1 pseudogene is annotated in these 464 nt (G+C 40.3%); it reads right to left on the bottom strand.

What is annotated here, in order from left to right:
- Positions 1-464: pseudogene (locus AC1DUA_RS40580) on the bottom strand (hypothetical protein); the annotation flags it as partial.

The raw sequence follows: 464 nt of genomic DNA, 5'->3' as shown, positions 1-464 counted from the left end.
ATGTTTGGAGAGCCGTCTGACTCTCAGATTGTAGGATTGAAGAATCGTAAAAATAAGTACCGTCGGAATTACTGTGCTGCACAAGGTGAGTACAATGCCGAATTTTATTACCGCATTCTGCTTTTGTTGAAATCGCGATTGTTCTGGAATCCCAATTAATTTCCACCCACTAAGATAGCTGGCAGTTCCCAAATTGCTAATGAAATTGCCATTCATGCTGCTTTTCGACGATTCCAGGTATTCTTTGGGTATAGGGGGTAGAAGATTTTCCTCCGCAATGTAAGAGATGTTCGAATCAAGAACAACCCGATTGTTAGCATCTACAAGTTTGAATTGCAGATAGTTCTGCTCCTTTTTAAAAAGCTCCTGTAGCTTATCTAGCTGCAAATCCACTCGTAAATACTTGGTGTAAGTCATCAAATCTGGAAAATTCTCCAACTTGCGAATAATGCTCACATACACCC

The organism is Paenibacillus sp. 01T422 (genome assembly GCF_056398785.1).
Note: the sequence above shows the minus strand (reverse complement) of the source record. Positions and strands in the feature narration are given on the sequence as shown.